9 protein-coding genes are annotated in these 7,980 nt (G+C 73.7%); 5 read left to right on the top strand and 4 right to left on the bottom strand.

Annotated features, from left to right (window positions below):
* The coding region (locus tag CCN39_RS15470; protein WP_143264048.1) for an alpha/beta hydrolase fold domain-containing protein at window positions 1-265 on the top strand (265 nt) is incomplete at its 5' end.
* A gap of 129 nt (window positions 266-394) precedes the next feature.
* On the opposite strand, the gene CCN39_RS15465 is transcribed toward CCN39_RS15470, so the two are convergent.
* Entirely contained in the window at window positions 395-1,432 is a 1,038-nt protein-coding gene (locus tag CCN39_RS15465; protein WP_086842617.1) for an NADPH:quinone reductase, read from the bottom strand.
* Between the two features lie 165 nt (window positions 1,433-1,597).
* Between CCN39_RS15465 and CCN39_RS50710 the strand changes: the two genes are divergently transcribed.
* Together CCN39_RS50710 and CCN39_RS52590 are read left to right on the top strand one after the other, a co-directional pair.
* Window positions 1,598-1,747: a hypothetical protein gene (locus CCN39_RS50710; protein ID WP_167455098.1), complete on the top strand. Its 150-nt coding sequence runs from the start codon at window positions 1,598-1,600 to the stop codon at window positions 1,745-1,747.
* A gap of 79 nt (window positions 1,748-1,826) precedes the next feature.
* Window positions 1,827-1,958: a hypothetical protein gene (locus CCN39_RS52590; RefSeq protein WP_020647431.1), complete on the top strand. Its 132-nt coding sequence runs from the start codon at window positions 1,827-1,829 to the stop codon at window positions 1,956-1,958.
* A gap of 6 nt (window positions 1,959-1,964) precedes the next feature.
* Here the strand turns inward: CCN39_RS52590 and glgC are convergent, their stop codons facing one another.
* From glgC to CCN39_RS15450, 3 genes are all read right to left on the bottom strand, one after another.
* A complete protein-coding gene (gene glgC / locus CCN39_RS15460; RefSeq protein WP_167455097.1) occupies window positions 1,965-3,182 on the bottom strand; it encodes a glucose-1-phosphate adenylyltransferase in 1,218 nt (405 codons plus the stop codon).
* Window positions 3,179-4,300, bottom strand: coding sequence for a glycogen synthase (gene glgA, locus CCN39_RS15455; RefSeq protein ID WP_086842613.1), 1,122 nt, complete (start codon window positions 4,298-4,300; stop codon window positions 3,179-3,181). The genes glgC and glgA overlap by 4 nt, the downstream gene beginning before the upstream one ends.
* Before the next feature lie 217 nt (window positions 4,301-4,517).
* Window positions 4,518-5,897: an MSCRAMM family protein gene (locus CCN39_RS15450; protein ID WP_244210800.1), complete on the bottom strand. Its 1,380-nt coding sequence runs from the start codon at window positions 5,895-5,897 to the stop codon at window positions 4,518-4,520.
* Window positions 5,898-6,298: 401 nt separating this feature from the next.
* Here CCN39_RS15450 and CCN39_RS15445 point away from each other — a divergent pair, with 401 nt between their 5' ends.
* Both CCN39_RS15445 and CCN39_RS15440 read left to right on the top strand, forming a co-directional pair.
* Entirely contained in the window at window positions 6,299-7,165 is an 867-nt protein-coding gene (locus CCN39_RS15445) for a MerR family transcriptional regulator (protein ID WP_086842609.1), read from the top strand.
* Window positions 7,166-7,519: 354 nt separating this feature from the next.
* A partial coding sequence (locus tag CCN39_RS15440) for a discoidin domain-containing protein (protein ID WP_143264047.1) occupies window positions 7,520-7,980 on the top strand: 461 nt, incomplete at its 3' end.

The raw sequence follows: 7,980 nt of genomic DNA, 5'->3' as shown, positions 1-7,980 counted from the left end.
CGTCTCGCCCTACGCCGCCCCGGCCCGGGCCACCGATCTGTCCGGACTGCCGCCCGCCTTCGTCACGACGTGCCAGTTCGACCCCCTGCGCGACGAGGGGATCGCCTACGCCCAGCGGCTAGCGCACGCGGGCGTGTCCGTCGACCTGCGGCACTACCCCGGCACCTTCCACGGCTCCGGGATGGTCGAGACGGCCGCGATCTCCCGCCGCATGTTCGCCGACGAGGTCGACGCCCTGCGTCGCGGCCTGCGCATCACCGGCTGAGCGGGTCAGCATCGGGCCGGGCGGACGAGGCGGGCTGCCACCTGCGGGCGGGACGCGCGGTGCCGGCGGAGATCGGCCTGACCGCGGCCGCGGTGTCCTGACCGGAGTGGCAAACCCGCTCGGCCCGGCTCAGTCGGCCGGGCCGACGTCGATCAGCACCTTCCCGGTGATCCCGTCCTCCGAAGCCGCGTGGGCCTTCGCCGTTTCCGCCAGCGGGAACCGGTGGATCGGCACCCCGCGGTCCTCGCCGAGCCGCAACGCGCCGTCGGCCAGGGCCGCCGTGATGTCCTCGGCGCCGGCGCGCAGCTTGTCCTCGCCCACCGTGTACAGCACCAGGAACTGGTACCGCGCGTTGAGCCACAGGTTCGTCCCGAAGTCGAGGCTCACCGTCCCGGTGCCCCGGTCGTCGCCGTAGGTCGCGACCGTGCCCCGGGGACGCAGCACCTCCGTGTGCAGCTTCGCGTTGACCCCCATCGCGACCTCGACCACCAGGTCCACGCCGTCGGGTGCGACCGCGCGGATCCGCGCGCCGAGCTCCGGGTCGGGGTACCGCAGCACGTGGTGGGCGCCGGCGGCCCGGGCCAGAGCCTCCTTCTCCGCGCTGCTGACCGTCGCGATCACCGTCGCCCCGGCCCAGCGGCCGAGCTGGATCGCCGCGTTGCCGACCGCGCCCGCTCCGCCGCTGACGAGCACCGTGCGGCCGGCCAGCGCGCCGGGAGCGAGCCGGGCCGGGCCGTCCTCGGCGACCGTGAGCGCGCGGTGCGCGGTCAGCGCCGGGATGCCGAGACCGGCGCCCTCGTCGAACCCGGCGCCGTCCGGCAGCCGGACCAGCTTCGCGGCCGGGAGCACGGTGTACTCCTGCGCCGTGCCGGACGCGGGCCCGTACGCGCCGGCGATGATCAGCCACACGCGGTCGCCGGGCGCGAACTCGGTCACGTCCGGGCCGACCGCGTCGACCACGCCCGCGCCGTCCTGGTTGGGCACGGTTTCCGGGATCTCGGCCCCGGGCTCGGCGCGGAGGCCGCTGCGGGCCTTCCAGTCCGTGGGGTTGACGGCGGACACCACGATCCGGACGCGCACCTCGCCCGGTCCCGGGTCCGCGACGGCCCGTTCCGACAGCTCCAGCACTTCGGGTCCGCCGTGGCGGCGGTAGACGACTGCCTTCATGCCGGGTGCAATCCGCGGACGACCCGGGATATTCCCGGGATCTGCGGAAATGCACACGGGAAATCGTTTTTCGGTGCCGGGAAAGCGCGAAAACGAGATCCCCCGGCCGGGCGATTTTCGGGGCTCGCGTCAGCGAAATCCGCGGCCGTCGCAGAAACTGGGCGCGTGGGAGAGGAAAAGAGTGCTGCGGGGGACGAGCGGCCGAAGAGCGACGACGGTGAGCCGACGCCGATCTTCGACGCCGTGTTCAGTGCGACGCGCGCGAAGGCGAATTCGCCGAAGCCGCCGCGGGAGCCGGACAAAACCGGACGGTGACGTGCAGCAGGTTGTTCGCCGTCCGCGACGAACATGTAGCATCTCGGGTGCCCGAGCACCCGTGGTCGAGGAGTGAGCCGTGGCCGGCGTCGTCAACAGCATGATCGCCGCCGAGTACGCGGCGGGAGCCTCGATCTCCGAGCTCGCCGAGCGCTGGGGGATCGACCCCCGCCAGGTCGTCGAGCGGATCTCGGCGGCCGCCCGCTCCTGAGCCGGCTCAGATCGCGCGTTCTCCCTTGCCCAGCACGACGATGCCGCCCTCGCTGACGTGGTAGTGCCCGCGGTCGCGGGCCAGGTCGACGCCGATGTGCGCCCCGGGCGGGACCACGACGTTCTTGTCCAGGATCGCCCGCCGCACCACCGCGCCGCGGCCGACGCGGGCGCCGTCGAGCAGGACCGAGCCCTGCACCACCGCACCCTGCTCGACGAGGACGTCGGGGGAGAGCACCGAGTCGACGACCTGGGCCCCGGAGATGATGCAGCCGTTGCTGACGATCGACTGGTTCGCGGAGCCGCCCTCGACGAACTTCGCGGCCGCGCGCTGGCCGGGGTGCGCGAGGATCGGCCACTTCCGGTTGTAGAGGTTGAAGATCGGGTGCGTCGAAATCAGGTCGGTGTGCGCGTCGTAGTAGCTGTCGATCGTCCCGACATCGCGCCAGTAACCGTGGTCGCGTTCGGTTTCGCCGGGTACGACATTGGTGTTGAAGTCGTAGACGGCGGCTTCACCCGATTTGACCAGCGCCGGGATGATGTCGCGGCCCATGTCGTGGTGCGACGCGGCGTTTTCGGCGTCGGCGTGCAGTGCCTCGAGCATCACCTTCGTGGTGAAGATGTAGTTGCCCATCGACACGAACGACTCCTCGGGGGAGTCCGGCAGGCCCGGCGGGTCGGCCGGCTTCTCCATGAACGCGTCGATCATCAGCCCGTCGGTGGTCCGGATGACGCCGAACGAGCTCGCCTCCGCCCGCGGGACGCGGATTCCGGCGACCGTGACGCCCGCCCCGGACGCGATGTGGGCGTCCAGCATCTGCCGGGGGTCCATCCGGTAGATGTTGTCCGCGCCGAACACCGCGATGTAGTCGGGGTCCTCGTCGTAGACCAGGTTCAGGCTCTGGTGGATGGCGTCGGCGCTGCCCTGGTACCAGCGCGGGCCCAGTCGCTGCTGCGCCGGCACCGGCGTGACGTACTCGCCGGTCAGCGCCGAGAGGCGCCACGTCGTCGAGATGTGCCGGTCGAGCGAGTGCGACTTGTACTGCGTCAGCACGCACAGTCGCCGGAACCCGCCGTGCACCAGGTTCGACAGCACGAAGTCGACCAGCCGGTGCACGCCGCCGAACGGCACGGCGGGTTTCGCGCGGTCGGCCGTGAGCGGCATCAGGCGTTTGCCCTCGCCGCCCGCGAGGACGATGCCCAGCACATCGGCTCCAGTTGTCACGACGACCTCCCGCACGCTTCGTAGAGGGCGACCGTCCGCTCGGCGATCGCCTTCCAGCCGAACTCGCCGACCGCGCGCTCGCGGCCGGCGGCACCCATCGCGGCGGCCCGGTCTCCGGCGCCGACCACTTCGTTCAACGCGGCGGCCAAGCCCGCCTCGAACCCCTGCGGGTCCTGTTCGTCGTAGTGCACCAGCAGCCCGGTGCGGCCGTCGTCGACGACCTCGGGGATGCCGCCGACGTCGCTGGCCACCACGGGCGTGCCGCACGCCATCGCCTCGAGGTTCACGATGCCGAGCGGCTCGTAGACCGACGGGCAGGCGAACACCGCGGCGTGGGTGAGCAGCTGCACGACCTCGTCGCGCGGCAGCATCTCCGGGATCCAGCGGACGCCGGTGCGGGTCTTCTCCAGCTCGGCCACCAGCCCGCGGAACTCCGCGTCGAGCTCGGGGGTGTCCGCGCCGCCCGCGCACAGCACCAGCTGGACGCCGGGGTCCAGCGCGGCCCCGGCGCGGACGAGGTGCGGGACGCCCTTCTGCCGGGTGATCCGGCCGACGAACAGCACGTACGGCCGGTCCGGGTCGATGCCGTGCTTCGCCAGCGCCGCGGTGCCCGGGTCCGGGCGGTAGAGCGTGGTGTCGATGCCGTTGTGGATCACGTGCACGCGCTCGGGCGGCACCGCGGGGTAGGCGGCNNCGATCGCGTCCGCGGCTTCGTAGGCCTCGCGTTCGATCCACGACGAGACGCGGTAGCCGCCGCCGAGCTGCTCGGCCTTCCACGGCCGCAGCGGCTCCAGCGAGTGCGCGGTGACGACGTGCGGGATGCCGTGCGTCATCTTCGCCAGGTGCCCGGCGAGGTTCGCGTACCAGGTGTGGCTGTGCGCGAGGTCGTGGCCTTCGAGGGCGTTCGCCATGGACACGGCGATGTCCATGGTCGTGAACGCGGGCTGCCGGTAGCCGTGCGGATCGGTGTGCCCGGTGGCGTCGGCGCGGTCCGCGCCCCAGCAGTGCACGTCGAGGTCGACCAGCGGTCGCAACTCCCGGGCGAGGAACTCCACGTGGACCCCGGCGCCGCCGTAGACCTCCGGCGGGTATTCGCGGGTGAGCAGGCCGACCTTCATGATGCGAACCCTAGGGCCTGACGGGCCCGTGGCGCAGTCTGGCGGACCGGGGAATTCCGCGAGTTTTCCGTCACTGCCCGGGTGATCGGACCGCGGTACCCGCCGCCGGGGACCGGACCAGCCGGCCGTCCGGTCCGCTCAGCTGCGGGTTCGCCGGCCGGCCTGCTCCACTGTGGACGACCCGTGGCCCGGCGCGCCGCCGGGCCACGGGCCCCGGTCAGCGCCGGAACGCGATGGCCCAGTCCTCGCTGCAGTACCAGCAGGTGCCGACGGAGACGTCCGCGGCGTCCTCCGCGGGGCGCCAGCCGTCGACGCGCAGGCTGTACGGGCCGGCCGGGACGTTCGCGAACGCCACGTGCCCCTGGGCGTCCGACACGGTCGTCGCGGTCACCGAGCCGTCGACCCGGTCGACGAGCTCGACCGCCGTCCCGGTGATCGGCTCGCCCGGGTCGACCGTGTAGTTGCCGTTGTCGTCGTGGTAGATCACGCCCGCGGTGCCGCCCGGCGGGGCCGGCACGTGCGCGAAGAGGTCGACCTCGGGCCGCCCTTCCGCCGGGCCGGGGTCGAGCCCGAGGTCGCAGGCCAGGTGGACCGAGCCGTAGGCGGTCGCGCCCGCCGGGACGGTGCCGGTCTCGGTGAACGTCCGGGTCTGGCCCGCGGCCAGGTCGATCGCGGCCGGGGCGGTGATGTCCCAGTCGGTCCAGCCCAGCAGGTGGGCACTGGAACCGAAGCGGTCGCACCCGGTGGTGATCCCGTGCAGGTCGCCGCCGCTGACGTTGGTCAGGGTGAAGGTGACCTGGACGGTCTCGCCGACCTGGTAGGCGGTCCGGTCGAACGAGCCGGTCGCGTGCAGCTTCTCGGTGAACGGCCGGAGCGCACCCACCGGCACCTCGGGCCCGGGGTCGCTGCCGTCGACGTCGACGTTCCGCTGGACCGAATCGTGCACCCAGCCGTCCGGCAGGCTCCGGGCGGAGATCCCGTAGCGCTGGGCGGGCAGCCCGGTGAAGGTGAACCGCCCGTCGGCGTCCGTGGTGACCTCGATCGGGTTGCCGGAACTCGTGCCGTACAGGTAGGCGATGGCGCCGGGCAGTCCCTCACCCGCGTCGAAGGTGCCGTTCGCGTTCCGGTCGCCGTAGACGACCCCGGACGTGGAACCGTGGGTCGTGGTCGGGTCGACCATCGGGACGGCCAGGTAGCCGCCCTCGGCGTCGGGCCCGCGGAACCGGTCCTGCGGCGCGCCGTTCCAGGTCCAGACGGCGGCGGTGATCGTGAACGTCCGGGTGGCGCCCGGGTCGATCGTCACGCCGGCCTGCGGGCTGCCGCCGAGGCCCGCCCAGTCCTGGATCGACAGCCACGAGCCGGAGACGTGCTCATCCCAGAGCGTGACCTTCGTCAGCGGCTGGTCGGTCGTGTTGGTGAGCGTCAGCGTGATCGGGAACGGCTTGGCGACCAGCTGCGGCCCGGCGCCGGCCGAGGCGGTGATGACGAGCGACGGCCCGTCGGCGTGGGCGGCCGGCGCGACGAAGGCGCCGGTGGTGAGCACGGCGGCGAGCACGGCGCAGAGCCGTCTCACCCCGCGCAGGGGTGTTCTGGACACGGTGGATCCCCCTGGAAACGGCCGGGCCGGCGGCTCCCCGCGGCGCCGCCCGGTACTGGCGCAGAAAACTGCGATCACCGTCAAGCTAGCGAACGCGGAGGCGCCGGACCAGGGCCGACGGGGTGATCGGCGCCCGTGGCTACAGTGGACGGACTTCTCGCCCGGCACCCCGTCGGGGGAGACCGATCGGGGGAGCGAGAGCACGCGGCGTGGCGGCGGCACCCCGCGCGAAGCCGATGCACGAGCGTTGCGCGACGGGACGGCCGGGGTGCGCGGCCGCGGCGGGCGCCACCCGCGGCCGGCCGTCACCCCGCCGCCCGGGCCTGCGTGTCTTCGCCGTTCGGCCGCCGCCGGAATCGCTAAACTGCGGCCGTTCGCGGTCCGCGAGGCGAAGGGGCACGGTGGAACCCGACAACGACGCGCCGCCCGGGGCCTGGGCGCCCGGCAAGGTGGCCGAGCTGCTCGGGGTGTCGCCGGTGACGCTGCGCAGCTGGAGTGCGCGGTACGGGATCGGGCCGCCGGCCGGCGCCGGCCGCCACCGCCGGTACTCCGACGCGGACGTCCGCCGCCTGCAGCACATGCAGCGCCTGGTCGGCCGCGGGATGCCGGTGCGGGAGGCGGCCGAGGCGGCGTTCGGCCGCGCACCGGCCGGGCTCGAGGTACCGGCGTCGCGGCGCGCGCGTGAGCTGTCCGACGCCGCGGACGAGCTCCGGTACGCCTCCGTGGCCGGGCTGCTGGACGAAACCCTGGGCACCCTGGGCCCGGCGGCGGCCTGGACCGAGGTGCTGGCCCCGGTGCTGCGCGGCTTGGGGGACCGCTGGCAGCGCGGCGACGTGTGCTTCGCGTCGGAGTGGGCGCTGACGTCGGAGATCTCCCTGGCGTTCGAGCGCTTCAGCCGCCGCTTCCCGGCCGCCGTGCCGGGCCGCCCGGTGCTGCTGGCGTGCTGCCCGGCCGAGCGGCACTCGCTGCCGATCGAGGCGCTGCGGGCCACCCTGGCCGAGGCGGCGGTCCCGGTGGCGTACCTGGGCCAGCTGGTCCCCGCGGAAACCGTGGCGGACCTGGCGGCCCGCCTCGATCCGGTGCTGGTGGTGCTGTGGTCGACGGCCCCGGCGACGGCCGACGACCTCCTGGCGGCGCGGATCCGGACACTGGGGTGCGAAGTGGGCACGGCCGGGCCGGGCTGGGAGCACCTGGGTGACCGCGGGTTCCGGTGGGTCAACGACCTGGGGGCCGCGGTGGAGCTGGCCGTGGCGCACGCGGAGGCCTGAGGGCCGCGGTGGAGCCGGCCGTGGCGCACGCGGAGGCCTGAGGGCCGCGGTGGAGCCGGCCGCGGCGCACGCGGAGGCCTGAGGCGAACGGGGCGTACCCGCGCAAACCGGTCGAATCGCTTCGCTTCGCTGACCGCCTTCCGTCTCCGCGGAACGCTGCAACTCCGTTGCGGTCCGCCGGTGCACCGCTCAGTGGAGCACCCGCCAGACATCGATGTCATTAATCCGAATTCTTGTCTTCCTTGTCTTCTTGACGGTGTCGACGGCCGCGACGGAAGCTTCCTGGCAACGTTGTCAGCCCCACGGCGCCACACCCCGCCAGGTCCCGGTTGCCGCCCGAAGAACGGAGTCCGCATGGCGGAGGAGAACGAGCGCGTGGAGGTGGCCGCCCTGTCCCGTCGGCACGTCCTGGCCGCCGGAACCGGGCTGCTGGCCGGCTTCGGCCTCGCGGCCGTCCTGCCCGGCGTCGCGTCGGCGGCGCCGGCCGCACCCGAGGGCCGCAGGACCGACCTCGCCCTGTTCCGGCCGGTCCAGGTCTCCTCGACCGGCTACGCCGCCACCCCGGCCGAGTTCGCCGTCGACGGTCTCGCGCAGGTCGGCGTCCGCGGCTCCGGCTGGCGCGCCGCCCAGGGCGACGGCCAGTGGATCGTCGTCGACCTGCAGGCGCCCTGCGCCATCGAGTCCGTGGTCCTCACCTTCGAGGCCCGGCCCGGCGACCCGGCTTTCGACGCCGGCGCCTCCCGCTCCCGCACCAGCGGTTTCGAGATCCAGTCCAGCTACGCGACGGCGTTCGACCTCGACGTCTCCGCCGACGG

The organism is Amycolatopsis kentuckyensis (genome assembly GCF_002155975.1).
Lineage (GTDB): Bacteria > Actinomycetota > Actinomycetes > Mycobacteriales > Pseudonocardiaceae > Amycolatopsis > Amycolatopsis kentuckyensis.
The sequence above is the reverse complement of the archived record's forward strand: the minus strand, read 5'-3'. Positions and strand labels throughout refer to the sequence as shown.

Bases quoted from the DNA above. Each gene is read 5' to 3' on its own strand.
- CCN39_RS15465 (WP_086842617.1), bottom strand. From the start codon at position 1,432: ATGAAGGCAGTCGTCTACCGCCGCCACGGCGGACCCGAAGTGCTGGAG.